Below are 25,398 nucleotides of genomic sequence, written 5' to 3'. Positions count from 1 at the left end.
ACGCCCGAGCCTTAGCGGCATCGTCGTTGACGAAGCGTTGCTGCCGGCAAGAACATGCCAGCGCTTCGGCACCGGATTGCCGGAGACAAGGCCGGCGTTGTCAGTCGCTTGCGCGCCGAGGCGGTGTCCGTGCTGGAGAAAACGTCCGGAATGGACGAACAATCATCGCGCCGCACCCGCCACGGGCGGGGCCGGCGTGCCCGCAGCCGGGCGCCGGGCCGCGCCTCAGGCGGCGAGGTCGTAGGGCTTGATCTCGCCGGCGAGATACAGGTTCCGCGCCTTGGCGCGGCTGAGCTTGCCCGAGCTGGTGCGCGGCAGCGTGCGCGGGGGGATCAGCTCAACGACGCAGTTCATGCCGGTGACCGAGCGGACGCGGTCGCGGATCTCGTCGCGCAGCCGCACGCGCTCGATCTCGTCCGAGCTGCGGCACTGCACCAGCACCGCGGGAGTCTCCTCGCCGCCGGGCGTGGTGATCGCGAAGGCGGCGATGTCGCCGGCCTTGAATCCGGGCAGCTGCTCCACCGCCCATTCGATGTCCTGCGGCCAGTGGTTGCGCCCGTTGATAATGATCATGTCCTTGGCGCGGCCGACGATGAAGATGTAGCCGCCGGACATATAGCCCATGTCGCCGGTGTCGAGCCAGCCGTCGATCAGGCACGCATCGGTGGCGCCGGGATCGCGGAAATAGCCGACCATCACGCTCGGCCCGCGGCACCACACCTTGCCGATCGCTCCGTCGGGCAGCGGCGTGCCGTCCTCCTCGCGCACCTCGACTTCCATGTCGCGCACCGGCTTGCCGCAATTGACGATCGCGCGGTAGCGCTGCGGCCGGTCCTCGCCGTGCTGCATGCCCGAGAGCTCGGTTTCCTCGACCAGCTCGACCCGGATGCCCTCGCCCGGCGGCATCAGCGACACCGCCAGCGTCGCCTCGGCGAGGCCGTAGCTCGGCAGGAAGGCGGTTGCCTGGAAGCCCGCGTCGGCGAAGGCGTCGACGAAGGCCTGCATGACGTCGGGCCGGATCATGTCGGCGCCGTTGCCGGCGACGCGCCAGCGTGACAGATCGAAACGATCCGACGCCTTGGTCTGGCTGGAGATGCGGCGCGCGCAGATATCATAGCCGAAGGTCGGCGAGTAGCTCAGCGAGGTGCCAGGGTTGCGGCTGATCAGGTCGAGCCACGACAGCGGGCGGCGCGCGAAATCCTCGGTCTTGAGATAGTCGGTCGAGACCTGGTTGGCGACCGGCGAGAGGAAGCAGCCGACCAGCCCCATGTCGTGGTACCACGGCAGCCACGAGACGCAGCGGTCGGTCTCGATGATCTGCACGCCGTGCGCGTGCGCGGCGAGGTTGCTCAGCAGCGCGCGATGCGTGATCGCCACGCCGTGAGGGAAACGCGTCGAGCCGCTGGAATATTGCAGGTAGCAGACGTCCTCGGCGGTGCTCGCGGGCAGCGCCGTCTCGGGCCCGGGCTGGGTGGCGAACTCGACCCAGTCGATCCCGCGCACGTCCGACGCCTCGGCCGCCGCGCCCGCCATCTGCGCGAGCTCGGGCGGGAAGACGAGCATGACGGGATCGCAGCTGGCGAGCTGGACGCGCAGCTGGTCGATGTAGGAATCGCGCCCGCCGAACGAGGTCGGCAGCGGGAGCGGGACCGGCCAGGCGCCCGCGAGCACCGCGCCGAAGAAGAGCGCGGCGAACTCGGCGCTGGTCTCCGCCACCAACGCGACGCGGTCGCCGGGGGCGACACCCGCCGCGATCAGGCGATAGGCGCAGGCGCGCGCGTCGTCGCGCAGCGCGGTGAAGCCGTAGGCGCGCACCAGCGTGCCGCGCGCGTCATGGAAGTTGAGTCCGCGGCCGCCCCGCGCGGCATAGTCGAGCGCCTCGCCCAGCGTCGCGAAATCGGCGAAGCGGCGCGGCAGCGGGTCGGCCGTCGGCGTCGGTCGCGTCTGGGGGGCAGTCGGGGCGATGTCGGTCGTCATCCTGTGTTCCTGTCGCAGCGGTCACGCCGGTGCAATAGTTAAGCGGTTAAAGGCGTACTTTGGCCGAGCGTTCAAAATCGGATGCCAGTGTGGCACAAACATGGCCGTGTCGCTGCCCCAAACACCCAAGGCCTCGCGCCGCCGCCCGCCGCCGCTCGACCACGCGGCGCTCGAACGGCTCGCGCTCCGCTACGTCGAGCGGTTCGCGACCACGCGCGGGAAGCTCAGCGCCTATCTCGCGCGCAAGATCCGCGAGCGCGGCTGGGACGGGGAGCCCGCCGACCCGGACGGCATCGCGGAGCGGATGGCGACGCTCGGCTATGTCGACGACCGCGGCTTCGCCGAGCAGAAAGGCGCCGCATTGGGTCGGCGCGGCTATGGCGCGCGCCGTGTCGCCGAGACGCTGCGCGCTGCCGGGCTCGACGCCGAGGACGCCGCGCCCGTGCTGGCGCAGGCGCGGGCGGCGGCACTGGAGAGCGCGCTGCGGCTCGCGCGGCGCAAGCGGATCGGGCCGTTCGCCGACGCGCCGGTCGACGCGGCGCAGCGCGCACGCCAGTTCGGCCAGTTGCTGCGAGCCGGCCACGCGCCGCCGTTGGCGCGACGCATCGTCGAGGCCGAACCCGGCGCGATTCTGGACGAGGAATGAACGATCGGCGCTTGCCAAGCTTCATTGTGCAGTGCACCGATAGACGGGCGTTAACGCTGCGACACGGCGAAGAAGGGGACGACGACGCGACGTGCGAGACGAGGCTTCCGCTACCGCCGGCGATCCGCACGATCCGGCCGGACTGCCGACGGCTGACGCCGATTCGGTAGCGGTATCAGGCGTTCTCAAGTGGTTCGACGCGACGCGCGGGTTCGGCTTCATCGTCGCGGACGATCCCGCGATGGGTGATATCCTGCTTCATTTCAGCGTCCTCCAGGCGTTCGGCCGGCGCACGCTGCCCGAAGGGGCGCGGGTCAGCGGCACCGCGATGCGGGGGCAGCGCGGCTGGCAGGCGGTGACGATCGCGGAGATCGATCTCAGCGTCGCGCTCGAGACGATGCGCGACCGCGACCGCGCGCGCGTCGACCCGAACGCGCTCACCGCCGAGGCAGGCGAGTGGGAGGAGGTCACGGTCAAGTGGTTCAATCGAATCAAGGGCTACGGCTTCCTGGTCTCGGGCGGGCGGCCGGGCGACATCTTCGTCCACATGGAGACGCTGCGCCGTGCCGGCGTCGCCGAGGCGCAGCCCGACCAGCGCCTGCGCGCCCGCATCATCCAGGGGCGCAAGGGGCCGCTGGCGGTCGCGGTGGCGGTGGTCGAGTGAGCCGCGCCGCGCTGCCGCTGGCCTTGGCGCTGCTGCTCGCCGCCTGCGGGCGCGGTGCCCCAGAGGCGGCACCATCGGCCTCGCCCTCCGCCATGACGAGCGAGACGACCGATGCGCAGCGCCGCACGATACCGGTGACGATCGAGAGCGGCGGCAAGCGCCACACCTTCCGCGCCGAGGTCGCCGAGACCGCGGCGCAGCAGGCGCAGGGCCTGATGTTCCGCACCGACCTGCAGCCCGACGACGCGATGCTGTTCGCGCCCTATCCCGCCGGCGGCGGCGCGCCGCAGGTGGCGGAGTTCTGGATGAAGAACACGCCGCTGTCGCTCGACATCGTCTTCATCCGCGCCGACCACAGCATCGCCGCGATCGCGCCGAGCACGACCCCGCTGTCGGAGGCGAAGGTGAGCTCGGGCGAGCCCGTCGCCGCGGTGCTCGAGCTGGTCGGCGGCCGCGCCGCCGCGCTCGGGATCGCCGTGGGCGACCGGGTGAGCTGGTAACTCTCTCAACTCCTCCCCGCGAGCGGGGAGGGTGGGCTTTGACTCACCTGCTGCACATCTGCCGGACGCTGCCAGGCATTGAACCGCGCCCGCGGGGCGGGTAAGCGCGGGGCACCATGGGCATCAACCTCAATCCCTTCACCTGGTGGAACGGCGCCAGCTGGGGCACCATCCTCGGGCTGCGCGGCAAGCGCCAGGTCGGCGAGGACTCGCTCGGCAACACCTATTGGGTGGGTGGCCGCGACACCGCGGGCAACCCACGCCGCTGGGTGATCTACGCCGGCGCCAACGACGCCAGCCGCGTCCCGCCGGAGTGGTTCAGCTGGCTGCACCATCAGGTGGACGGCACGCCCGACCAGAACCTGCCGCCGCCGCGGCAGTGGCAGAAGCCCGCAGTGCCCAATCTCACCGGCACGGCGCTCGCCTATCGCCCCCAGGGCGCGCTGGAGAAGGGCGGCCATCGCGCCTCCGCCACCGGCGACTATGAGGCGTGGAGCCCCGACGCGTGAGGCGCGGGCTCGCGCTCGGCGGGCTGTTAGTGGTGGCGGCGGCGGCGGCCTGGGCGGGCCTGGGATGGCGCGGCGCACGCCACGGCGACTCGCTGGCCGTGAGCACCGCGCTGCCCGCGCCCGTCGGCGCGCCCGCGCCGCGCGCCTCGGACGAGGTGTCGCTCGATTCGCAGGACGATCCGGTCGACCTCGGCGCCACCCCGATGGCGCAGCGCGTCGCGGTGCTGGGCCTGCTCAACAAGCGCAACGGCGTCAGCCGCGACATTACGCTCAAGCCCGGTCAGGCGGTGCGCGCAGGCGATGTGATCGTGCGGCTGCGCGCGTGCGAGCAGACCGCGCCGTGGGAGCCCGAGCCGCTCACCGGCGCCTTCGTGCAGCTCGACGTCCGCGCGGTCGAGGGCGGATGGCGCCGCGCCTTCTCAGGCTGGCTTTACAAGGAGCGGCCCGCCGCCAACGTGGTGATCCACCCGGTCTATGACGTCTGGACCAAGAGCTGTGCGATGACCTTCCCGGGCACCGCGCCGTCGGCACCCGCCGCGGCATCCAAGGCGCCGAAGGCGCCCGCACCCGCCGCCTCCGACAGCGCGGCAGGAGATGAGCCCGCCCCTGCCGACGAAGCGGTCGAAGAGAGCGCCGCGCCCAGCAACGCCATATAGTCGGCCCGTGGCACCTCGATCGCCCCTAGGGAGGCGAGGTGCTCGGTCATGAACTGGCAGTCGAGCAGCGTGAAACCGCCCGCGCGCAGCCGCGCCACCAGCGCCGCGATCGCGACCTTGGAGGCGTTGGGCGCGCGGCTCACCATGCTCTCGCCGAAGAAGGCGCGGCCGAGCGCGAGGCCGTAGAGCCCCCCGACCAGCCGGTCACCGTCCCAGCACTCCACCGAATGCGCCAGGCCCAGCCCGTGCAGGCGCACGAACGCCTGCTCGATCGAGGCGTTGATCCAGGTGTCGGGACGATCCTCGGCGCTCTCGGCGCAGAGCGCGATGATCTCGGCGAAGGCGCGGTCGGCGGTGACGCGGAAGCGGTCGCCCGCGATCACCTTGCGCAGCGAGCGCGAGAGATGGAAACCGTCGAGCGGCAGGATCGCGCGGCGGCGCGGCTCGACCCAATAGACGTCCTCCGCGTCGCGGCTGTCCGCCATCGGGAAGACCCCGACCGAATAGGCGCCCAGCAGCAGCGACGGGTCGAGCGGCTCGCTCAAGCGCAGCGCTGCTCCACGATGCGCCACAGCTGCGCGAACGCCTTTGCCGCGACGCTGTTCGGAGCGGCGACGCCGACCGGCAGGCGCTTGGCGGTGGCCGCCTCGATCGCGCTGGCCGCGGGGATGGCGGGCCAGTCGGCGTGCTGCCCGACCGCGGTGACGTGGAGCGCGCGGCGGCGATCGACCATGTTGTGGACGGGCAGGATCGCGACGTGGCCGCCGAACTGGCGCTCGATCGTGGCGTGGGCGCGCTGCGAGAAGGCCGACGGCACCACCGGCACCACGATCAGGTCGGCGGCGCGCGCGACCTGGTCGGCGGTCTCGGTCAGCCCGGGCGGACAGTCGAGGAGGACGTGGTCGTGGTCGCCTAGGTCGGCGATCAACTTGCGCAGCCGCTTCTTCTTGTCGAGCTCGCGGAACAGGTGGTTGAGGTCGCGCAGCGAGGCGTCGGCGGGCAGCAGCTCGAGCCGGTCGAAGCGCGTGCGCGTGATCAGTCGCTCGGGATCGACGTCGCGCGAGAACAGCGCCTGGGCGCGATCGTGCGCGGCGCCGTCACCGAGCACCCAGCTCGACGCGGCCTGGGGATCGAGGTCCCACAGCAGGGTGCGTCGCGCTGACAGCGTGGCCGCGCACCAGGCGAGATTGACCGCCAGCGTCGACTTACCGACGCCGCCCTTCAGGCTGTAGATCGCGATGGTTGCCATAAGCGACGGACGCTAGGGGCGGCCGCGGCGGGCGGCAAGGATTGATCGAGGTGAGGCGCCGGCGCTCTCCGCGAGACGCGCCGGCGCGGTTCAGGTCAGGCGTGGCAGGAGAGCGCGCCCTTGCCGGGGCGGGTGAGGGTGATCTCGGTCGGGTTGCCGGTCAGCTTCCAGCCGCCGTCCGCACTGAGCGGCGCCTCGCCGCCCTCGCCCTTGAGCATCGTCGGCGTACCGTTCTTCTCGGTACGCACCACCGCCTGCTTGTCGCCGGTGAAGAAGGTCACGTAGACGAGGCTGCCGTCCTTGCAGCGCATCGTCTTGTCGGCCTTGATCGCGGGCGGCAGCTCGACGGGCGCGGCATTGGCCAGCTGCGACGCCATCGGATCGGGGTTCGAATCGAGAACCTGCTTGGACGGCTCGGAATTGCACGCTGCGAGCGCGAACAAGGAGGCGGCGAGGGGGAGGAAAGCGAGCTTTTGCATAGGTCCGCACGCTTCGCGCATGCGGAAAACGTCGTCAACCCTGTCATACTAAAGTCATTATATCATCGACCCATTTCGGTAGCGCTCACTCGTGGAATTCGGACAACTCGGGGATCCGTCCGAACGCGATCTTCGAGCCGACGCGATCGAGCCGCCCGCCGTTCAGCGGGCCGACCGACACCGCGTTGCGCCCGAACCGCTCGTTGATCCGGTCCATCGCGCGGCTCAGCGCCAGCGTCCGCGTCTCGCGCGCGAGCGGGTCGTCGGGATCGAGCGCGGCGAAGAGCGATCCCTGCTCACCCGCGACCGGCTCGATCTCGGCCAGCGTCACGCCGATCATGCGGCAGCCGCTGCGATGCGCCGCGCCCGCCGCGTGCAGCCGCGGGAAGAGCGCGTCGAGCCGCGTGAGCACGACGAAACTGTCCTGCGTGGCCGGCAGCTTGACGCTCGCGCGCCACTTGCTCTTGTCGTCCTCGAACCGCGCGTGCAGCACCAGCAGCCGCGCGCGATAGCCCTTGCGGCGCAGCCGGCTGGCGGCCTTGAGCGCGAGCCGCCGTGCGGTCAGCCGCACCGATTCATAGCCGCGGTAGCGCGGGGAGAGCACGTGGCTGTGCCCGATCGTGCGGCTCTGCGTCGGCTTCTCGGGGAGGTCGACGCCGTGGAGCAGGTACCACAGGCGGTCGCCGTCGCTGCCGCCCCAGGCGTGGCCGGCGTCGCGCGGGCGGCGGGCGAGCAGCTGGCGGATGTCGTTGACCCCGTCGCGCGCCAGCCGCCGCTCCATGTTGGGGCCGATCCCCGAGATGTCGCGCAGTTTGAGCGGGTACAGCGCCTCCGGCAGCGCGGCGGCCTCGAACACCACCAGCCCATCGGGCTTCTGCAGGTCGGAGGCGAGCTTGGCGAGCAGCCGGTTGGGAGCGATCCCGATCGAGCAGGTGAGATAATCGCCGACCGCGGCGGCCAGCCCGCGTTTGATCCGCCCGGCCAGCGCGATCGCGGCGTCGCGGCCGTTCTCATTGTCGAGCAGCCGGCACGCCACCTCGTCGATCGAGCAGACCAGCGTCACCGGCACGTGGCGCTCGACCTCGGCGACGATGCGGTGGTGATAGGCGACGTACAATTCGTGCCTTGCCGGCGTGACGACCAGGTCGCGGCACTTGCGCTTGGCCTCCCACACCGGTGTGCCGGTCGAGATGCCGTACAGCTTGGCCTCGCGCGACGCCGCGATCGCCACCGTTGTGTCGCTGCCGACCGGCGCGACGATCACCGGCCGCCCGCGCAGCGAGGGCTGCACCTGCTGCTCGACGCTGGCGAAATAGCTGTTCAGGTCGAGGAACAGCCAACGCAGCGGACGCGGGGGCAGAATGAGATCGGCGCTGGGCACCGGCGGGCGACTCGCGAGAGGGAACGGATGAGGAACATGGCAGGTTCGCGGCGATTTGGCGAATCCGTGATGTGATCGCGGCGTCGGCTTGGCGCGATCCGGCCGTCGAGCGATGACGCTTGCCGTCGGACGGGGTAGATCTGTGCCGCGCGCCGGATCGAACCGGCGGGCCCCGCGGCAGGGAACCGAGATCTGCGCCTGGGCGGTGCGGCAGGGAATGACCTGCGCGGTGCTCAAATATCGGGTCCCGCAGGTCTGGCTGCGCATCAACGGGCAGCAACGCCGCCCCGACGTGCTGCCTGGGCTCGAGGACGCGCAACGCGCGCTCGGCATCCTGCGCCAGCGCGCCCCGGGCTATGGCATCGACCCGCACCGGGTCGGCGTAATAGGCTTCTCCGCGGGCGCTCATCTCGCCGCCAACATGAGCAACACCGAGGCGCGCAGCTACGCCCTGACCGACGCCGCCGACCGCGCGTCGCCGCGGCCCGATTTCGCCGTGATCGCCTACACCGCCCGCATGCTCGACAACACCAAAGGGCGGAACAATCTCGAGCTCCGGCCATGGGTCACGATCAGCCCCCAGGCACCCCCGACGCTGATCCTCCATGCCATGGACGATCCGACCGACAATATCCGGCAGCCGCTGGCCTATGCGCTGGCGCTCAACGACGCCGGCGTGCCGGTCGACCTGCGCGTCTACGCCAGGGGAGGACATGCCTTCGGCCTGCGCCCGACCGCCGCCCCCGTGACGACGCAGTGGCCCGGGCAGGTGCTGCGATGGCTGCACGATCGCGGCATGCTATGATCGGCCGCCGCCCTGACCGGAGACCCGCTCGTGACACCGCGCACCTTTGCCGATTTCTGGCCCTATTACCTTCGCGAGCACGCCCGCCCCGCCACCCGCGCGCTCCATTATGCCGGCACCGCGCTCAGCTTCGCCGCGGCGGCGCCGGCGCTGGCGTTCGGCGGCTGGTTCTGGGCCGCCGTCCCGGTGGCCGGCTATGCCTTCGCCTGGAGCGCGCATCTCGCGGTCGAGCGCAACCGGCCGGCGACCTTCCGCCATCCGCTCTGGTCGCTGCTCGCCGACTATCGCATGTTCTTCCTGTGGCTCGCCGGGCGCCTCGCACCGCACCTCGCCAAGGCCGGGGTGACGCCGCGATAGATCTGCTCGCTTGCGCATTCCCCTCGGGGTCCGCATCTAGCGCGGCATGCATACCACAAGCGACACGCTGGCGCTGATCGGCAACACGCCGCTCGTGCGGCTCAAGGGGCCGAGCGAGGCGACCGGCTGCGACATCTTCGGCAAATGCGAGTTCACCAACCCGGGCGCGAGCGTCAAGGATCGCGCCGCTTTGTTCATCGTCGAGGACGCCGAGGCGCGTGGGCAGCTTCAGCCCGGCGGCACGATCGTCGAGGGCACCGCGGGCAACACCGGGATCGGGCTGGCGCTGGTCGCCAACGCCAAGGGCTATCGCACGATCATCGTGATGCCCGACACCCAGTCCAAGGAGAAGATGGACACGCTGCGCGCGCTCGGCGCCGAGCTGGTGACCGTTCCCGCCGCGCCCTATTCGAGCCAATACCACTTCGTCCACACCTCGCGCCGCATCGCCGAGGAGACGCCCGGCGCGATCTGGGCCAACCAATTCGACAATATCGCCAACCGCCGCGCGCATATCGTCGGCACCGCCGAGGAGATATGGGCGCAGATGGAGGGCCGGATCGACGGTTTCACCTGCGCGGTCGGCACCGGCGGCACCTTCGCCGGGGTGGGGCTGGGCCTCAAGGCCAAGGACGAGCGCGTCTGCATCGCGCTGAGCGACCCGCACGGCGCCGCGCTCTACGACTATTACGCGTGCGGCGAACTGCGCGCCGAGGGCTCGTCGGTCGCCGAGGGGATCGGGCAGGGGCGGATCACCGCCAATCTCGAGGGCGCGCCGGTCGACGCGCAGTTCCGCATCGCCGACCAGGAGGGTTTCGACTGGACCGAGCGGCTGCTGGCGGAGGAGGGGCTGTGCCTCGGCCTGTCCTCGGGCATCAACGTCGCCGGCGCGGTGCGGCTCGCGCGGCAGCTCGGGCCGGGCAAGCGGATCGCGACGATCCTGTGCGACACCGGCTTCCGCTATCTCTCGACGCTCTATGATCCGGCCTGGCTGGCGGCGAAGGGGCTGGTACGGCAGCGTCGTGACGGGGCGTGATCGACAGCGCCGCGACGATCGGTTAACGTCGCACGACGAGATGAAGGGTTCGCAGCGAAAGAAAGTGGCGGTCGAGCGCCAACAGTCGGAACAGGCGCGCCAGCGCGTGCGGGTCGGCATGGTCGGGCTCGCCATGGTCGTGTTGCTGATCGGTGTGGCCAGCGCGATCTTCTCGACCGTCGATCAGGAGCGCCCGGTCGCGGTCGCCGGCGCGGCGCAGCCCGCGGTCGTGGTCAACATGAGCGTGCCGGGACCGATCCCCACCGTGACGCCGACCAACGAGCCGCTCGCGGAACTCGGCGTGACCCCCAGCGCCGCCAACACCCCGCCGGCCGAGAAGCCCGCGCCGCACGCGCAGTGACGAACGGCGCGCCCGGGTGCGCGCATGCAGCAGCGGAGCGCGTTGGCCCCCAGCGGCCACAGTCGGCGGGGTTGATGCTGGCTTCACTCTGGCAACCTCGTCATGCCGGGCTTGACCCGGCATCCATGGTGCCGCGAGCGCCCCAGCCGTCGCGCCGGCGGAACGTTGCATCCCGGCTCAAGCGCAGGATGACGATGAGATCGGATTCGGCCTCCTCGTCGCGACGAGCGCAGCTCCTTGCCAGATGGGGGAGCCACAGGGCGAACGGCCCGACGGGCTTGACGGCAGTTCCGGTTTCCCAACGCGCGCCGTCGTTCCCGCGCGGTCCCCGATTCTGCCGGGGAAAAACGGGGAAAGCCCGCCCGCATCCGCTCGTCACGCCGAGTCTTACCCCCGCGAGCGCCCGCTCACGCCTGCCCCCGCCGCCCTAGCGAGCGGATCGGGCGAGAAAATCCGCTGGTTCCCCGGCTATCCCCGAATTTCCCTTCTCATCCCCGTACAACCCTGATACCTCCGTGCGACGACATTGGGGGCAAGACCACTGTTGTTTGCTGATGGGCAACGTCGGCGGGCGGTGATGACCGTTCGCCGGACAGGGAGGTTTTGCGTCCCGGGTGTGAGGTGGGCGTGGCGGACAGGGTGGACTATCAGGGAAAGGGGCTCGGTCTTGTCGACGACAAGGGCCGTGTCGCGATTCCCAACACCCTTCGCGCGATGCTCGCCAAGAACGCCCCCCGCGACGACGGCAAGGACGGCGGCACGGTCATCATCGCCCCGCACCCCGAGCACCGCTGCCTGATCGCCTATGATCCCGGCTTCGTGCCGTTCTGGAAAACGCGGCTGGAGGCACTCGACGCGGCGCAGTTCGAGCGCACCGGCAAGGTCGATTACAACATCCTCGATCGTGCCGGCGGCGCCGAGCCTTTGCCCTTCGACGGCTCCGGCCGTTTCATCATGCCCGCGTTCGAGCGCCGCTACGCGCGGATCGCGGGGGCGGCGGTGTTCCTCGGCGCGTTCAACTGGATCACGATCTGGGCGCCCAACATCCTGCTCGAGACCCCGGATATCGACCCGTTCCTGAAGGAATATGTCGAGTTCGCCTGCGAGGAGAAGGGGATCGCGCTATGATGAGCGAGACCGCCCCTGAGACCGGCCTGCCCCCCGGTCCCGTCGCGCCGCACGTGCCCGTGCTGCTCGCGCCCGTGCTCGCCGCGCTCGCCCCCGCCCCCGGCGAGCGCCACGTCGACGCAACCTTCGGCGCCGGCGGCTACACGCGCGCCCTGCTCGCCGCGGGCGCGGAGGTGGTCGCGTTCGATCGCGACCCCGACGCGGTCGCCACCGGGCGCGCGCTCGCGGCCGACGCGCCGCGGCTGACGATGGTCGCCGCCACCTTCTCGGCGCTCGCCGAGGAGCTGGAGACGCGCGGCCTCGCCCCGGTCGACGGCGTGACGATGGACATCGGCGTCTCCTCGATGCAGCTCGACCAGCCCGAGCGCGGCTTCTCCTTCCAGGGCGACGGGCCGCTCGACATGCGGATGAGCCAGGAGGGGCCGACCGCCGCCGATTTCCTCAACACCGCCGACGAGGAAGCGATCGCCGACGTGCTCTACCGCTACGGCGAGGAGCCCAAGTCGCGCCGGATCGCGCGCGCGGTGGTGGCGGCGCGCCCGCTGACCACGACCGCGCAGTTCGCGACCGTGGTGCGCCGCGCGCTCGGCCATCGCCCGCACGACAAGAAGGATCCGGCGACGCGCGCCTTCCAGGCGGTGCGGATCCACGTCAACGGCGAGCTCGACGAGCTGGAGCGTGGCCTCGCCGCGGCGGAGCGCGTGCTCAAGCCGGGCGGGCGCCTCGCGGTGGTCAGTTTCCACTCGCTCGAGGATCGTATCGTCAAGCGCTTCCTGCGCGATCGCGCGGGCGCGGCACCGGGCGGCTCGCGCCACCTGCCGGCGGCGGCGCCGGCGCGTGCGGCGACCTTCGAGATGATCGGGCGCGCGCAGCGCGCCGACGACACCGAGCTGGCGGCGAATCCGCGCGCCCGCTCGGCGACACTTCGCGCGGCACGGCGGACGGCGGCGGCGGCTTGGGTAAGGGAGGCGTGAGGATGGCGGCGATGTATCGGTTGAAGGGGCTGGGCTGGCTCACCAGCTGCGCGATGGTCGCGATCGGCTTCTATCTCGTCTCCTCGCAGGTGGCCGCCGAGCGCAAGCGCGTGGAGCAGCTCGACCGCAAGATCGTCGGCGCCGAGCGCGACATCCGCGCGCTCGAGACCGAGTTCGACGTACGCGCCAACCTCGCCCAGCTCGAGCGCTGGAACGGCGACACGCTGGCGCTGACCGTGCCGACCGCGGCGCAGTTCGTCCGCGACGAGGCAGCGCTCGCCTCGCTGTCGCCCAACCAGCCGGTGCCCGCGCCGCTGCCGGGGGCCGCCGCCCCGGTGCAGACCGCGCAGCTGATCGTCCCCGCCGCCGCGACCGCCGTCACCGCCTCTGCCGCTCCCGCTCCCGCCGTTCCCGCCACCGTCCGGACCGCGGCCGCCGCGCCGGTCGCGACGGTGAAGGTCGCGGCGGCCAAGCCGGCCGCCGCTCCCCGCCTGACCCCGACGGCGGTGGCGGCGGCCGCACCCGCGGGCGCGTCCGCCGCGCGCGCCGCCAAGGTGGCGATGCTCGACCGCGCGCTGCTAAGCGAAACCACCGTCGGTGACCTGCTCAGCCGCGCCCGCACCGAGCGCGGTCGCCTGCGGTGACCGCCCTCGTCGCCCGTCCGGTCCGCGGCGCGCGCGCTGGCGACCAGCGCCAGCAGCTGCTCGCCACCCAGCACCTGCGGCTGATGGTGCTGATGCTGCTGTTCGTCGCGGGCGTGCTGGTGGTGATCGGGCGGCTGACGCTGCTCGGCGTCGTTGCCGGCAGCGAGCGCGGCGGCAGCGTCGCGGCGGCGGCGCCGCGCGGCGACATCGTCGATCGCAACGGCGCGCCGCTGGCGCGCACGATCGACGCCTGGACGATCGGGGTGCATCCCAAGAAGCTGATCGGCGACCCGTCCGAGATCGCGCGCAAGCTGGCCGAGCTGATGCCCGAGAAGGGCGACCAATCCTGGTTCTACGCGCAGATCACCAAGCCGGTGAGCTTCACCTACCTCCAGCGCCGCGCCAGCCCGGCGCTCGTCGAGGCGGTCAACGCGATCGGCGAGCCGGGCATCGTGTTCGAGCGCGAGACGCAGCGGCTCTACCCGCAGAGCACGCTGGCCGCGCACGCGCTCGGCTTCATCAGCGGCGGCCATGGCATGAGCGGGATCGAGCGCGCGCTCGACGAGCGCCTCACCAACCCGGCCACGATCGGCCAGCCGGTCGCGCTGTCGCTCGACACGCGCGTCCAGGCCGCGCTGGAGAGCGAGCTCGGCCGCGCGATGACCACCTTCTCGGCGCGCGGCGGCGGCGGCATCGTGCTCGACGTCCACACCGGCGAGGTTCTGGCGATGGTGTCGCTGCCGACCTTCAACCCCAATCGCGTCGGCATGTCCGGGACCGACCAGCTGCGCAACCTGACGACGCAGAGCGTGTTCGAGCTGGGATCAACCTTCAAGCCGATCACCATGGCGACCGCGATCGATACCGGCGTGGTCACCTCGATGGAGGCGCGCTTCGACGCGACCCACCCGCTTCAGGTCGGCCGCTACACGATCCACGACGAGCGCGGCGATCCGAAGCGCTGGCTCAACATGCCGGAGACGCTGATCTACTCGTCGAACGTCGCCACCGCGCGCGTCGCCGACGAGGTCGGACAGCAGCGGATGGAGACGATGTTCCGCAAGCTGGGCTTCGACACCCGGCCGGACATAGAGGTGCGCGAGAAGGGTCGCCCGCTGTGGCCGAAATATTGGGCGCGCACGACGACGATGACGACCGCTTTCGGCCACGGCATCGCGGTGACGCCGCTCCACCTCGCCAACGCCTATGCCGCACTGGTCAACGGCGGCACCTGGCGCCCCGCGACCTTGCTCAAGCTGCAGCCGGGCCACGCGCCGGTCGGTCGCCGCGTGATCAGCGAGGCGACCAGCGCGCGGATGCGGCAGATGCTCCGGCTGGTGGTCATGCGCGGCACAGGCCGCAAGGGCGACGCGCCGGGCTATCGCGTCGGCGGCAAGACGGGGACGGCGGAGGCGGCGGTGGCGGGCGGCTATGATCGGTCGCGCAACGTCGCCACCTTCGTGGCGGCCTTCCCGATGGATGCGCCGCGCTACGTCGTGCTGGCGATGCTCGACTCGCCGCAGGGAACCAAGGAGACGGGCGGGTGGAAGACCGCGGCCTGGAACGCCGCGCCGGTGGTGGGGCGCACGATCGCGCGGGTCGGCTCGCTGCTGGGCGTGGTGCCCGACGATCATCGCGATGTGGACGTCTCGGACATCCTCCCGACGTTGTGGCAGGGCGACGACGCGCCCAAGAGCGGCGGCCAGTGAGGCGCGCGCGATGAGGCTCTCCGCGCTTCTCGGCGACGACGCCGCCGTCACCGCCGACGCGACCGTCACCGGCTTCGCGATCGATCACCGCAAGGTCGCGCCCGGCAACGTCTTCGGCGCCTTCGAGGGGATGCGCGTCAACGGCGAGGACTATATCGACGCCGCGGTCGAGGCCGGCGCGGTAGCGGTGGTAGCGCGCCCGGGCGCACGTGTCGCGGGGGCGGTGCACGTCGCCGACGACAACCCGCGCGAGGCCTTCGCCCGGCTCGCCTCGCGTTTCTACGCGCCCTTCCCCGCGACCGCAGTGGCGGTGACGGGCACCAACGGCAAGACCTCGACCGTCGAGATGACGCGCCAGCTGTGGCGCATGGCCGGCGAGCACGCCGCCTCGATCGGCACGCTCGGCGTCACCACCGCCGACGAGCGAGTCGTCACCGGGCTGACCACGCCCGACGTCGTCACCTTCCTGTCGAACGTCGCCGGGCTCGCGCGCGAAGGAGTGACGCACCTCGCCTTCGAGGCGTCGAGCCACGGGTTGAGCCAGTATCGCACCGAGGGGCTCCCGGTGCGCGCTGCCGCCTTCACCAACCTCGGCCGCGACCATCTCGACTATCACGGCGACATGGCGGCCTATTTCACCGCCAAGCTGCGGCTGTTCGCGCAGGTGCTGAGCGACGACGGCAGCGCCGTGGTCTGGGCCGACGACCCGCAGTCCGAGCGAGTTATCGACATCGCGCGCGAGCGTGGCAACCGCGTCGTCACCGTCGGCGAGCACGGCGACGACCTGCGGCTGATCGAGCGCGTGCCCACCCTGCTCGGGCAGGGACTGGTGATCCGCGCCGGTGGCGTCGACCACCGCGTCCAGCTCCCGCTGATCGGCGGCTATCAGGCGGCCAACGCGCTGATCGCGGCTGGGCTGGTGATCGCCACCGGCGGCGACGTCGCGGCGACGATCGCGGGGCTGGCGCGGCTCCAGCCGGTGCGCGGCCGGCTCGAGCGCGCCGCGATCACCGCGAGCGGAGCGCCGGTCTATGTCGACTATGCGCACACGCCCGACGCGATCGAGGCGGCCTGCGCGGCGCTGCGCCCGCACGTCGCGGGGCGGCTGATCCTGGTGGTGGGCGCGGGCGGCGACCGCGACCGCGGCAAGCGCGAGCCGATGGGGCAGGTGGCAGCGGCCGCAGCCGACGTGGTGATCGTCACCGACGACAATCCGCGCTCGGAGGATCCCACCGCGATCCGCGCCGAGCTGCTTCAGGGCGCTCCTTACGCGCGTGAGATCGGTGACCGTCGCGCCGCGATCGCCGCGGCGCTGCGCGAGGCGCAGGCGGGCGATATCGTGCTGATCGCGGGCAAGGGCCACGAGCAGGGCCAGATCGTCGGCGACCTCGTGCTGCCGTTCGACGACGTCGCGGTCGCGCGCGAGATGGCGGCGTGAGGGCGGCGGGCGTCATCAAAGTCCTTCCCGGAACGGAGCGGAAGATCGGCCATGCCCCGCATGGCCGAGGATCGCCCGGGAGACGATCCGACCTTCCGCTGGGGACCATGCCACAGGCATGGTGGAGGGGGGGCGCCGCGGGCGCTATAGCCTCCGTTCACGGATCGGTCGCCGAAGCTGTTCTCGATAGTGCGTTCCGTCCGCTACAAGCGCTCCGCATGCCGTACCTCCCCTCCACCACGCCTTCGGCGCGGTCCCCCTCCCCGGGCCGGGGAGGAGTTGCATGAGCCTCTGGACCGCTGTCGACATCGCCGCCGCCACCGGCGGCACCGCCACCGCCGATTTCGTCGCCGACGGAGTCGCCTTCGACTCGCGCGAGGTGGGCGAGGGCGACCTGTTCGTCGCGCTGGCGGGCGAGCAGAGCGACGGTCACCGCTTCCTCGACCAGGCGTTCGCGCAGGGCGCCGCCGGCGCGATCGTGTCGAGCGAAACCGCGCACCCGGCGGTGCGCGTCAGCGACACCTTCGCCGCGCTCGAGGCGCTCGCTCGCGCGGCACGCGCTCGGGTGAGGGGTAAGGTGATCGGCGTCACCGGCTCGGTCGGCAAGACCTCGACCAAGGAGGCGCTGTTCGCCGCGCTCGACCGCTCGCCCAGCCGGCGCGCGCACCGTTCGGTGAAGAGCTACAACAATCATACGGGCGTTCCGCTCAGCCTCGCGCGCATGTCTGCGGACAGCGACTATGCGGTGCTGGAGATGGGCATGAACCACCCCGGCGAGCTGGCGCACCTGACGACGCTCGTCCGGCCGCACGTCGCGATCGTCACCGCGATCGCGCCGGCGCACACCGAGTTCTTCCCGGACGAGAGCGCGATCGCCGATGCCAAGGGCGAGATCTTCCGCGGGCTGGAGCCCGGCGGCATCGCGATCGTCCCCTATGACAGCCCGCACCGAGACCGGTTGATCGCGGCGGCGCACCCTTATGCGGGCAAGATCGTCACTTTCGGGCTCGACAAGCGCGCCGACGTCCACGCCGCCGAGGTGATGCCCTCGCCGCGCGGCGGCACCTTCGTCGGCGCCAAGGTCGGCGCGCGCGAGCTGAGCATGACGATCGCGCAGCCGGGGCAACATTGGGTGTCGAACGCGATGGCGGTGCTCGCCGCGGTCGACGCGGTCGGCGCTGATCTCGCGCTCGCCGGCCTTGCGCTGGGCGAGCTCGGCGGGCTGGCGGGGCGGGGCGCGCGGCGCGACGTCCCAGTCGGCGACGGCCGCGCGCTGCTGATCGACGAGAGCTACAACGCCAATCCCGCCTCGATGCGCGCGACATTGGCGGTGCTGGCGCAGGAGCCGGGGCGCCATGTCGCGGTGCTGGGCGAGATGCGCGAGCTCGGCGAAGGCTCGGCCGGCTATCACGCGGCGCTCGCCCCCGCGGTGGTGGCGGCACGCGTCGAATCGGCCGTGCTGGTCGGCGAGGCGATGGTGCCGCTCGCGCAGGCGCTTGAGGGGCAGGTCGATTTCGTCCATGTGCGCGATGCCGCCGCGGCGCTGGATCAGGTCCGCGCCCTGCTCCGTCCGGGAGACGCGGTGCTCGTCAAGGGATCGAACGGGGTCGGACTGTCGCGGCTGGTCGCCGCGCTCGCCGACAAGGTGGGTTGAGTGCTGTACTGGATCGCGCAGCTGCTGGGGTTTGAGGGCGGGTTCAACCTCATCCGCTACCAGTCGTTCCGCGCCGGCGCCGCGGTGGCGACCGCGCTGCTGATCGGGCTGATCATCGGCCCGCGCTTCATCGGCTGGCTGCGCGTGCGCCAGGGCAAGGGGCAGCCGATCCGCGCCGACGGCCCGCAGAGCCATCTCGCCAAGCGCGGCACGCCGACGATGGGCGGGTTGATGATCCTCACCAGCCTCGTGCTGTCGGTGATGGTGTGGATGGACCTGCGCAACCCGTTCGTCTGGGCGTGCCTGTTCGTCACGCTCGGGTTCGGCGCGATCGGCTTCCTCGACGACTACGACAAGGTCCGCAAGGCGAGCACCGCCGGCGTCTCGGGTCGCACGCGGCTGCTGGTCGAGTTCGCCATCGCGGGGGTGGCGGCGTGGATCATCATGCAGGAAAATGGCACCGGGCTCTATTTCCCGTTCACCAGCCGCTATTACGTCGACCTGGGCTATTTCTATCCGATCTTCGCGGCGTTCACGATCGTCGCGTTCGGCAACGCGGTGAACCTCACCGACGGGCTCGACGGACTGGCGACCATGCCCGTCATCATCGCCTCGGTCGCGTTCATGCTGATCGTGTACCTGGCGGGCAACGTGAAGTTCGCGGACTATCTCGGCATCCCGCACGTGCCGCGCGCGGGCGAGCTGGCGATCTTCTGCGGCGCGGTGATCGGTGGCGGGCTCGCCTTCCTCTGGTACAATGCGCCGCCCGCGGCGGTGTTCATGGGCGACACCGGCAGCCTCGCGCTCGGCGGCGCGCTGGGGACGATCGCGGTAGTGGCGCACCACGAGATCGTGCTCGGCATCATCGGCGGGCTGTTCGTGGTGGAGGCGCTCAGCGTCATCATCCAGGTGTTCTGGTACAAGCGCACGGGTAAGCGTATCTTCCGCATGGCGCCGATCCACCACCATTTCGAGCAGCTCGGCTGGAGCGAGCCGACGGTGGTGATCCGCTTCTGGATCATCGCTCTGGTGCTGGCGCTCGCCGGCCTGTCGACGTTGAAGCTGCGGTGATTACCTCCGGCACCTGGGCGGGGAAGCATTTTGCCGTGCTCGGGCTGGCACGCTCGGGCGCGGCGACCGTGCGGGCGCTGCTCGCCGCTGGCGCGCGGGTAACGGCATGGGATGCGGATGAGGCGAAGCGTGACCAAATCCTCCCCGCTCGCGCGGAAGGAGACCACCGGCCGCAGGCCGGTGGTGGAGGGGGCTCGCCTCATGGCAAAGCGTCTGCGGAGGCCCCCCTCCACCAGCCTTCGGCTGGTCCCCCTCCTCGTACCGGGGAGGATCTGCGGATCGCCGACCTCTCGACCCTCGATCTCAGCACCTTCGACGCGCTGGTCGTCTCCCCCGGCGTGCCGATCAACACGCACCCGCTCGCCGCGGCGGCGCGGGCGGCGAGCGTGCCGATCGTCGGCGACATCGAGCTGTTCGCGCAGGCGCGCGCCGCGCTGCCGCCGCACCGGGTCGTCGGCATTACCGGCACGAACGGCAAGTCGACCACCACCGCGCTGATCCACCACCTGCTCGACACCGCCGGCGTGCCCGCGCGGATGGGCGGCAACATCGGCCTGCCGATCCTCGCGCAGGCGCCGCTGTCCGAGGGCGGCGTCTACGTGCTCGAGCTGTCGAGCTACCAGATCGACCTGACGCAGACGCTCGACTGCGACGTCGCGGTGCTGCTCAACGTCACCCCCGACCATCTCGACCGCTATGCCGGGTTCGAGGATTATGCCGCCAGCAAGGCGCGGCTGTTCGCGATGCAGTCGCCGCGCCATCGCGCGGTGATCGGCACCGGCGACGCCGCCTCGGCCGCGATCGCGCAGGGCTTCGCGCACCGCGGCGAGACGATCACCACGATCGCACCGGGCACGCCGCTCGATCAATCGCGCTGGCCCTCGCTGCAGGGGCCGCACAACGCGCAGAACGCGCTCGCTGCGATCGCGGTGGCGGAGGCGCTCGGCCTGGATCGCGCCGCGATCGAGGCCGGACTCGAGACCTTCAACGGCCTGCCGCACCGGATGGAGCGGGTCGCGACGCTGGGCGGGGTCACCTGGATCGACGACAGCAAGGCGACCAACCCCGAGAGCGCCGCCCCCGCGCTCGCCGCCTTCCCGCGCGTCCACTGGATTCTCGGCGGCCGCGCCAAGGGCGACGACCTCGATGCCTGCGCGCCGCACTTCGGCAACGTGGTGCGCGCCTATACGATCGGCGAGGCCGGCCCGCGCTTCGCCGCGCTGCTGCGCGACCGCGTCCCCGTCGACGAGGCGGAGACGCTGGAGCACGCGGTTCGGATCGCCGCGGCGGAAGCGCGACGCGGCGAGGTGGTGCTGCTGTCGCCCGCCGCCGCCTCGTTCGACCAGTTCCGCGATTACGAGCATCGCGGTACCGTGTTCCGCACGGCAGTGGAGGCGCTGGCATGACCGACGTGAGCAGGGCACAGCGGGCGGGGCTCAAGGGACGCGGCGGGCGCGGCGACCCGTCGCCGCTCGGCACCTGGTTCTGGGACATCGACCGCGTGCTGCTGCTGCTCGCCCTGTTCCTGATCGCGATCGGGCTGATCGCGGTCGCTGCGGGGTCGCCGGCGAGCGCGTCGCGCTATTCGGGCGAGCATCTCAAGTTCGCGCCGCTGCATTATTTCTGGCGCCAGTTGCTGTGGGCTGGCGTGTCGCTGCCGGTGCTGTTCGGGGTGTCGATGCTGCCGGTGACGGCGGCGCGGCGGATGTCGCTGATCGGCGCGGCGGTCTGTGTGGCGCTGCTGATGATCGTGCCGTTCGCGGGGGTGATGGTGAACGGCGCGCGGCGCTGGATCGGCTTCGGCTTCGCACAGTTCCAGCCCTCCGAGTTCCTGAAGCCCTTCTTCGTCGTCGCGGTGGCGTGGCTGCTGTCGCTCAAGTCACGCGACGAGGAGCTGCCGGTGACGATGATCACCGCCGGGCTCACCGGGTTGATCGCGCTGCTGCTGATGCTCCAGCCCGATTTCGGCCAGACCGTGATCTTCTGCTGCATCTGGCTCGCGCTCGTCACGATCGCGGGGACGCCGACGCGCGTGATCATGGGCTTCGTCGCGATGGTGCCCGCCGCGCTGGTGGCGGCCTATCTCTTCTACAGCACCGCACGCGCGCGCATCGACGCTTTCCTCTTCCCCGGCGTCGAGGGCGAGGGCGCGGCGGACCATTTCCAGACCGACGCGGCGCACCGTACGCTCACCTCCGGCGGCTGGTTCGGCACCGGGCCGGGCGGCGGCACGGTCAAATACGGCCTCCCCGAGGCGCACACCGACTATATCTTCTCGGTGATCGGCGAGGAGTTCGGGCTGCTCGCCTGCATGGTGGTGGCGCTGGTGTTCCTGGCGCTGGTGGTGCGCGTGTTCGTCAAGCTGCTCGACGAGCAGGACCCCTTCAAATTGCTCGCCGCCTCGGGGCTGGCGGTGCAGTTCGGCGCGCAGGCTTTGATCTCGATGGCGGTGAACACCGGGCTGGCGCCGTCCAAGGGAATGACGCTGCCGTTCATCAGCTACGGCGGCTCGTCGATGGTGGCGCTGTCGCTCGGCATGGGGCTGCTGCTGGCGTTCACGCGGCGCAACCCGTTCCTGCTGCGCAGCCCCTATATCACGCGATGGAACGCCGAATGACGCCCGTGCAGGACTTCCGCCCGCGCCACTTCGTACTCGCCGCGGGCGGCACCGGCGGCCATATGGTGCCCGCCGCCGCGCTCGCGACCGAGCTGACCAAGCGCGGCCACCGCGTCGCCTTGGTGAGCGACGCGCGCGGCGTGCGCTTCCCCGGGCTGTTCGAGGACGTGCAGACGCACGTCATCCCCGCCGGCCGCTTCGCCGGCGGGCCGCTCGGCTGGGCCAAGGCGGCGCGGCTGATGATGCAGGGCCGTGCCATGGCGGCCGAGCTGTACCGGACGTTCAAGCCCGCCGCGGTGATCGGCTTCGGCGGCTATCCCGCCTATCCCGCGCTCTCGGCGGCGTTCGCGGCGGGGATCCGCACCGCGGTGCACGAGCAGAACGCCGTGCTCGGCCGCGTCAACCGGCTGGTCGCCGGCAAGGTCGACGCGATCGCGACCAGCTACGCCGAGACCGAGCGGCTGCGCCCGCGCCATCGCGCCAAGGCGCATCACGTCGGCAATCCGGTGCGCGAGAGCGTGCTCGCGTTGCGCGCCAAGCCTTATCCGCTGCTCGACGAGGACAGCATCTTCCGCGTGCTCGTCACCGGCGGCAGCCAGGGCGCCTCGGTGCTGAGCCAGGTGGTGCCCGAGGGGCTGGCGATGCTGCCGGTCGCGTTCCGCCGCCGGCTCCAGGTGACGCACCAGGCGCGGATCGAGGACATCGACGCCGCGCGCGAGACCTACGCGCGGCTCGAGATCGCGGCCGACCTCGCCACCTATCTGCCCGACCTGCCCGAGCAGCTCGGCTGGGCGCACGTCGTGATCGCGCGCGCGGGCGCCTCGACCATCGCCGAGCTGACCGCGGCGGGGCGCCCCGCCATCCTGGTGCCGCTGCCCAGCGCCACCGACGACCACCAGACCGCCAACGCGCGCGAGATCACCCGCGCCGGCGGCGCGCGCACGATCGCGCAGGCGGCCTTCACCCCCAGCGAACTCGCCAAGCAGATGCAGAAACTCGGCCTCGACCCCGAAGCGCTCCAGAACGCCGCCGCGCGCGCCCGCGCCTGTGGCACGCCCGAGGCGGCGAGCGACCTCGCCGACCTGGTCGAGAGCCTCGACTCGCCCGCCTCGCGGCTGCCGGTCGGTCGCGTCCAGCAGCGGAAGGCGTTCGCGTGAGGGGAGTCGGCACCGACATCGGGACGATCCACTTCGTCGGCATCGGCGGGATCGGCATGTCCGGCATCGCCGAGGTGATGCACAATCTCGGCTACACGGTGCAGGGCTCGGACGTCGCCGAGGGCTATGTCGTCGAGGGCCTGCGCGCGCGCGGCATCACGGTGACGATCGGGCACGACGCCGCCAATGTCGCGGGCGCGGCGGTGGTGGTCACCTCCACCGCGGTGAAGCGCGGCAACCCCGAGGTGGAGGCGGCGCTGCAGAACCGCGTCCCGGTGGTGCGCCGCGCCGAGATGCTCGCCGAGCTGATGCGGCTGAAGTCGACCGTCGCGGTCGCGGGCACGCACGGCAAGACCACCACCACCTCGATGGTGGCGGCGCTGCTCGACGCCGGCGGGGTGGATCCCACCGTGATCAACGGCGGCATCATCAACAGCTACGGCTCGAACGCCCGGCTCGGCGCGAGCGACTGGATGGTGGTCGAGGCGGACGAGAGCGACGGCAGCTTCCTGCGGCTCGACGGCACGATCGCGGTGGTCACCAACATCGATCCCGAGCACCTCGACCATTACGGCAGCTTCGACCGCGCCAAGGATGCATACGTCGAGTTCGTTGAGAACGTGCCCTTCTACGGTGCGGCGTTGCTGTGCCTCGATCATCCGGAGGTACAGGCACTGATCCCGCGGGTGCGCGACCGTCGCATCGTCACCTACGGCTTCGCCGCCTCGGCCGACGTGCGCGGCGTCAACGTCACGCCCTATCCCGGCGGGAACCGCTTCGAGGCGCAGGTGCGCGCGCGCGACGGCGCGGTGCGCTCGATCGAGGGGATCGACCTGCCGATGCCGGGGCGCCACAACGTCCAGAACGCGCTCGCCGCGATCGGCGTCGCGCTCGAGCTCGGCATCGACGACGCGACGATCCAGAAGGGGTTCGAGCGCTTCTCGGGCGTCAAGCGGCGCTTCACCACGGTGGGCGAGGTCGCGCTCGACGGCGGCGCGGCGACGATCGTCGACGATTACGGCCACCACCCGGTCGAGATCCGCGCGGTGCTCGCCGCCGCGCGCGAGTCCGCGCAGGGGCGGGTGATCGCGGTGGTGCAGCCGCATCGCTACTCGCGGCTGGGCAATCTGATGGAGGACTTCCGCGGCGCGTTCAACGACGCCGACCTCGTCTATGTCACTCCCGTCTACGCCGCGGGCGAGGCGCCGGTGCCCGGCGTCGATTCGGCCGCGCTGGTGGCGGGGCTGCGCGACCGCGGCCATCGCCAGGCCGAGCAGGTCGAGGACGCCGCCGCGCTCGCGGCGGCGCTGGCGGGCGAGTTGCGTGCCGGCGACCAGGTGATCTGCCTGGGGGCGGGCGACATCACCAAATGGGCCGCGGGCCTGGCCGCCGCCATCTCGGCGCAGCGGCGGTGAGCGTCGGGACGCTTCCTCCGGTGCGCGGGCGGCTCACCGCCGGTGCCGCGCTGGCGCCGCTCGTCTGGTTCAAGAGCGGCGGAGCGGCCGAGTGGCTGTTCGAGCCCGCCGACGTCGAGGATCTCACCGCCTTCCTCGCCGCGCTCGATCCGCGCGTGCCGGTGCTGCCGCTCGGGCTCGGCTCCAACCTGATCGTGCGCGACGGCGGCGTGGCCGGCGTGACGATCCGGCTCGGGAAGGCCTTCGCCCAGGTGGAGGCGATCGGCGGCTCGCGGCTGCGCTGCGGCGGTGGGGCGAGCGGTATCCTCGTGTCCTCGAGCGCGCGCGACGCCGGCGTGGCGGGGGTGGAGTTCCTGCGCTCCATTCCCGGCACGGTGGGCGGCTTCGTGCGGATGAACGGCGGCGCCTACGGACGCGAGACCGCCGACGTGCTGGTCGAGGCCGAGGTGGTGCTGCGTGACGGCACGCGGCGGACGCTAACGCGCGACGCGCTGGGATACAGCTACCGCCACTCGGCGCTGCCCGACGGGGCGGTGGTGGTGGGCGCGACCTTCCGCGGCGTGCCGGGCGAGCCTGGCGCGATCCAGGCCGAGATGGACCGCATCGCCGCGACGCGCGAGGCGAGTCAGCCGCTGCGGTCGCGCACCGGCGGCTCCACCTTCAAGAATCCGCCCGGCGCCAAGGCGTGGGAGCTGGTCGACGCCGCGGGCTGCCGCGGGCTGCGCCGCGGTGACGCGCAGGTGAGCGATAAGCATACTAACTTCCTGCTCAACCTCGGCGCCGCGAGCAGCGCCGAGATCGAGGCGTTGGGCGAGGACGTGCGCGCGCGGGTTAAGGCCGCGAGCGGCGTCGAACTGGAATGGGAGATACAGCGCGTGGGTGATGGTATCATTCCTCCCCTGCAAGGGGAGGGGGACCAGCCGCAGGCTGGTGGAGGGGCGGCTCCGCAGGCGGGGCGCTCGCGGATAGCC

At 71.6% G+C, this 25,398-nt stretch carries 24 protein-coding genes and 2 pseudogenes; 21 read left to right on the top strand and 5 right to left on the bottom strand.

Annotated elements, in window-relative coordinates:
- Positions 1-225: 225 nt before the first annotated feature.
- Complete coding sequence (locus FHY02_RS14950) at positions 226-1,977, bottom strand: fatty acyl-AMP ligase (RefSeq protein WP_183923509.1); 1,752 nt, start codon at positions 1,975-1,977, stop codon at positions 226-228.
- A 100-nt stretch (positions 1,978-2,077) separates the two neighbouring features.
- Here FHY02_RS14950 and FHY02_RS14945 point away from each other — a divergent pair, with 100 nt between their 5' ends.
- The 5 genes and pseudogenes from FHY02_RS14945 to FHY02_RS14925 form a co-directional block, all read left to right on the top strand.
- Positions 2,078-2,623, top strand: a complete 546-nt coding sequence (locus FHY02_RS14945; RefSeq protein WP_183923507.1) for a regulatory protein RecX — start codon at positions 2,078-2,080, stop codon at positions 2,621-2,623.
- A 91-nt stretch (positions 2,624-2,714) separates the two neighbouring features.
- Positions 2,715-3,287 carry a cold shock domain-containing protein gene (locus FHY02_RS14940; protein WP_311721926.1) on the top strand — a complete coding sequence of 191 codons (573 nt, stop codon included), beginning with the start codon at positions 2,715-2,717 and terminating at the stop codon, positions 3,285-3,287.
- Complete coding sequence (locus tag FHY02_RS14935; protein ID WP_311721928.1) at positions 3,284-3,787, top strand: DUF192 domain-containing protein; 504 nt, start codon at positions 3,284-3,286, stop codon at positions 3,785-3,787. Before FHY02_RS14940 ends, FHY02_RS14935 begins: the two co-directional genes overlap by 4 nt.
- A 116-nt stretch (positions 3,788-3,903) precedes the next feature.
- Positions 3,904-4,296, top strand: coding sequence for an NADH:ubiquinone oxidoreductase subunit NDUFA12 (locus tag FHY02_RS14930; protein WP_183923505.1), 393 nt, complete (start codon positions 3,904-3,906; stop codon positions 4,294-4,296).
- Between the two features lie 203 nt (positions 4,297-4,499).
- Positions 4,500-4,733, top strand: a pseudogene (locus FHY02_RS14925) (DUF2155 domain-containing protein); the annotation flags it as partial.
- Between the two features lie 35 nt (positions 4,734-4,768).
- On the opposite strand, the gene aat reads toward FHY02_RS14925, so the two are convergent.
- From aat to FHY02_RS14905, 4 genes are all read right to left on the bottom strand, one after another.
- Positions 4,769-5,497: a leucyl/phenylalanyl-tRNA--protein transferase gene (aat, locus tag FHY02_RS14920; protein WP_221190263.1), complete on the bottom strand. Its 729-nt coding sequence runs from the start codon at positions 5,495-5,497 to the stop codon at positions 4,769-4,771.
- Positions 5,494-6,201, bottom strand: coding sequence for a ParA family protein (locus FHY02_RS14915; protein ID WP_183923501.1), 708 nt, complete (start codon positions 6,199-6,201; stop codon positions 5,494-5,496). Before FHY02_RS14915 ends, aat begins: the two co-directional genes overlap by 4 nt.
- Before the next feature lie 95 nt (positions 6,202-6,296).
- Positions 6,297-6,680: a hypothetical protein gene (locus FHY02_RS14910; protein WP_183923499.1), complete on the bottom strand. Its 384-nt coding sequence runs from the start codon at positions 6,678-6,680 to the stop codon at positions 6,297-6,299.
- A gap of 85 nt (positions 6,681-6,765) precedes the next feature.
- Positions 6,766-8,061, bottom strand: coding sequence for a type VI secretion protein ImpB (locus FHY02_RS14905; RefSeq protein ID WP_311721931.1), 1,296 nt, complete (start codon positions 8,059-8,061; stop codon positions 6,766-6,768).
- A gap of 229 nt (positions 8,062-8,290) precedes the next feature.
- Between FHY02_RS14905 and FHY02_RS14900 the strand changes: the two genes are divergently transcribed.
- From FHY02_RS14900 to murB, 16 genes and pseudogenes are all read left to right on the top strand, one after another.
- Entirely contained in the window at positions 8,291-8,866 is a 576-nt protein-coding gene (locus tag FHY02_RS14900) for an alpha/beta hydrolase (RefSeq protein WP_183923764.1), read from the top strand.
- 30 nt (positions 8,867-8,896) lie between these two features.
- Positions 8,897-9,223 (top strand): DUF962 domain-containing protein, encoded by a 327-nt coding sequence (locus tag FHY02_RS14895; RefSeq protein ID WP_183923495.1) that lies wholly within the window; start codon positions 8,897-8,899, stop codon positions 9,221-9,223.
- Positions 9,224-9,269: 46 nt separating this feature from the next.
- Positions 9,270-10,259 (top strand): cysteine synthase A, encoded by a 990-nt coding sequence (locus tag FHY02_RS14890; protein WP_183923493.1) that lies wholly within the window; start codon positions 9,270-9,272, stop codon positions 10,257-10,259.
- Entirely contained in the window at positions 10,246-10,620 is a 375-nt protein-coding gene (locus FHY02_RS14885) for a hypothetical protein (RefSeq protein ID WP_311721935.1), read from the top strand. Before FHY02_RS14890 ends, FHY02_RS14885 begins: the two co-directional genes overlap by 14 nt.
- 627 nt (positions 10,621-11,247) lie before the next feature.
- Positions 11,248-11,748 carry a division/cell wall cluster transcriptional repressor MraZ gene (locus FHY02_RS14880; RefSeq protein WP_183923491.1) on the top strand — a complete coding sequence of 167 codons (501 nt, stop codon included), beginning with the start codon at positions 11,248-11,250 and terminating at the stop codon, positions 11,746-11,748.
- Positions 11,748-12,722, top strand: a complete 975-nt coding sequence (rsmH, locus tag FHY02_RS14875) for a 16S rRNA (cytosine(1402)-N(4))-methyltransferase RsmH (RefSeq protein ID WP_183923489.1) — start codon at positions 11,748-11,750, stop codon at positions 12,720-12,722. The genes FHY02_RS14880 and rsmH overlap by 1 nt, the downstream gene beginning before the upstream one ends.
- Positions 12,723-12,724: 2 nt before the next feature.
- Complete coding sequence (locus FHY02_RS14870) at positions 12,725-13,366, top strand: hypothetical protein (protein WP_260159325.1); 642 nt, start codon at positions 12,725-12,727, stop codon at positions 13,364-13,366.
- The gene (locus tag FHY02_RS14865) at positions 13,363-15,075 is read left to right on the top strand and encodes a penicillin-binding protein 2 (protein ID WP_183923487.1); all 1,713 of its coding nucleotides are present in this window, start codon (positions 13,363-13,365) and stop codon (positions 15,073-15,075) included. Before FHY02_RS14870 ends, FHY02_RS14865 begins: the two co-directional genes overlap by 4 nt.
- A 10-nt stretch (positions 15,076-15,085) precedes the next feature.
- Positions 15,086-16,513 carry a UDP-N-acetylmuramoyl-L-alanyl-D-glutamate--2,6-diaminopimelate ligase gene (locus tag FHY02_RS14860; protein WP_183923485.1) on the top strand — a complete coding sequence of 476 codons (1,428 nt, stop codon included), beginning with the start codon at positions 15,086-15,088 and terminating at the stop codon, positions 16,511-16,513.
- 283 nt (positions 16,514-16,796) lie between these two features.
- Complete coding sequence (gene murF, locus FHY02_RS14855) at positions 16,797-18,167, top strand: UDP-N-acetylmuramoyl-tripeptide--D-alanyl-D-alanine ligase (RefSeq protein ID WP_183923483.1); 1,371 nt, start codon at positions 16,797-16,799, stop codon at positions 18,165-18,167.
- A complete protein-coding gene (gene mraY, locus FHY02_RS14850; RefSeq protein ID WP_183923481.1) occupies positions 18,168-19,238 on the top strand; it encodes a phospho-N-acetylmuramoyl-pentapeptide-transferase in 1,071 nt (356 codons plus the stop codon).
- Positions 19,235-20,644, top strand: a complete 1,410-nt coding sequence (murD, locus tag FHY02_RS14840; RefSeq protein WP_311731846.1) for a UDP-N-acetylmuramoyl-L-alanine--D-glutamate ligase — start codon at positions 19,235-19,237, stop codon at positions 20,642-20,644. The genes mraY and murD overlap by 4 nt, the downstream gene beginning before the upstream one ends.
- Positions 20,641-21,855 carry an FtsW/RodA/SpoVE family cell cycle protein gene (locus tag FHY02_RS14835; protein ID WP_183923479.1) on the top strand — a complete coding sequence of 405 codons (1,215 nt, stop codon included), beginning with the start codon at positions 20,641-20,643 and terminating at the stop codon, positions 21,853-21,855. The genes murD and FHY02_RS14835 overlap by 4 nt, the downstream gene beginning before the upstream one ends.
- Entirely contained in the window at positions 21,852-23,012 is a 1,161-nt protein-coding gene (gene murG, locus FHY02_RS14830; protein ID WP_132908980.1) for an undecaprenyldiphospho-muramoylpentapeptide beta-N-acetylglucosaminyltransferase, read from the top strand. Before FHY02_RS14835 ends, murG begins: the two co-directional genes overlap by 4 nt.
- Entirely contained in the window at positions 23,009-24,427 is a 1,419-nt protein-coding gene (murC, locus tag FHY02_RS14825) for a UDP-N-acetylmuramate--L-alanine ligase (RefSeq protein WP_183923475.1), read from the top strand. The genes murG and murC overlap by 4 nt, the downstream gene beginning before the upstream one ends.
- Positions 24,382-25,308 (top strand): annotated as a pseudogene (gene murB / locus FHY02_RS14820) (UDP-N-acetylmuramate dehydrogenase); the annotation flags it as partial. The gene murC and the pseudogene murB, both read left to right, overlap by 46 nt.
- Between the last annotated feature and the right edge of the window lie 90 nt (positions 25,309-25,398).

Origin of the sequence: Sphingomonas sp. BK069 (assembly GCF_014193405.1) — a bacterium.
In the GTDB taxonomy this organism is placed as follows: Bacteria; Pseudomonadota; Alphaproteobacteria; order Sphingomonadales; family Sphingomonadaceae; genus Sphingomonas.
Note: the sequence above shows the minus strand (reverse complement) of the source record. Positions and strands in the feature narration are given on the sequence as shown.